This window comes from Kitasatospora sp. NPDC059571 (genome assembly GCF_042735675.1).
Taxonomy (GTDB): Bacteria; Actinomycetota; Actinomycetes; order Streptomycetales; family Streptomycetaceae; genus Kitasatospora.
This window is the reverse complement of sequence record NZ_JBHWBW010000217.1, coordinates 6,374-7,737: the sequence shown is the minus strand read 5'-3', so window position 1 is coordinate 7,737 and position 1,364 is coordinate 6,374. Positions and strand designations below refer to the sequence as shown.

General features: G+C 79.5%; 1 protein-coding gene. It reads right to left on the bottom strand.

What is annotated here, in order from left to right; translation table 11 throughout:
- Positions 1-135: 135 nt before the first annotated feature.
- A complete protein-coding gene (locus ACFV0G_RS22775; RefSeq protein WP_380550791.1) occupies positions 136-1,119 on the bottom strand; it encodes a hypothetical protein in 984 nt (327 codons plus the stop codon).
- Between the last annotated feature and the right edge of the window lie 245 nt (positions 1,120-1,364).

The following is a 1,364-nucleotide window of genomic DNA, read 5'->3' as shown; positions in this document are numbered from 1 at the left end:
GCGGGGCCCACACCCGGCCGCACCCGGGGGCCCCCCCGGGCGCGCCCCCCCCCGGCCCCGCCCGCTCCTACGGCGGGGGCCCGGTGATGCCGCACCTGCCGCGGGGTACGCGGCCGGCAGCGCGATCGGTGCCGGTCAGCCGGCCAGTGCTGCGTACAGGCCGCGGCCCGTGCGCTGCGCCCGGTCCGCCCTGACCAGCCGCTCCAGCATGGTGCGGACGGCGTTGACGTTGCCGGTGAGGTCGTCGAGGCCCAGCGCGACGGTCACCTCGCGGGCGCGCAGCGGCCCGGCCGCCCGGGCGAGGGCGGAGAGCACGGTGGTCGCATCGGTGCGCCGACGCGAACCCGGCACCGCCTGATCCGCCGCCTCGGCCTTGGCGGCGGCCTTCGGCTCGGTCCGGCTCTCGGACTTCGTCGCGGCGCCGGCCTTGGCCCCGGAGCCGGCCTTGGTGGCGGCCTTGACCGTGCGGTCGGCCGCGGGCTTCTTCCCCGGCGCCTTCGCGGTGGACGCCTTGCGGCCCGAGGCCTTCCGGGCCGGTGCCTCCGCTGCTGCGGGCGCTGCCTCCGCCGCCTTCGCGCCGACGCTCTTCGCCCCGACGCTCTTCGCCCCGGTGGCCTTGGCCGTCGAGGCCTTCGTCCCGGAGGACTTCGGGCCGGCGCTCTTGCGGGCGGTCGTCCGGGGGCCGGTGGTCCGGGCCGCCGGGACGGTCTTCCGGGGCGCGGCCTTGCGGCGGGCCTTCGGGACCGTGGGCTCCGCCGCCACGGCCGGCTCCGGCTCGACGGCAGGCTCCGCCGCGGGGGTCTCGTCGGCCGGCCCGGCGGTATCGGTCGGCTCGGTGTCGGTCGGATCGGCGGCCGTCGGACCGGCGGTCTCCGGGGCGGGTGCCGGTGCCGGTGCCGGTGCCCGGTCGGGGGCAGCTGCCGCGGACGGAGTCGCGACGGCCACGGGGGCGAGCGCCCGGAGCCCTTCCAGGGCGCCGGTCATGGCGTTCTCCCGGGCCACGACCGCGGCCAGTTCCTCCTCCAGCCGCCGCCGCTGCTCACCGATGCGGGGGAGTTCCGCCTCCAGCAGGGCGATGGTCGTTCCGACTCCGCTGTTCGCACCGAAGGTGTCTGCCACGGGACCTCGATTCGTCGTCAGTCAGTGCCGTTCCCACGGACCCTACGGCGTGCGGCGGGCCGCCGTGCCGGTTTTGTCGGATTGAGGGCCGTCCGGGCCTGCTCGGCCGGATCCCGACGCCGCGGGGCGGGGCGGGCCCCCCCCCGCCGGGGGGGTGTGGGCCGGGCGGGGGGCGGGCCGGCCCCCCCCCGGGCGGGGGCGGGGGGGGGGGGGGTTTGGGGTGTAGCGGGGGGCTGTGGGGGTGA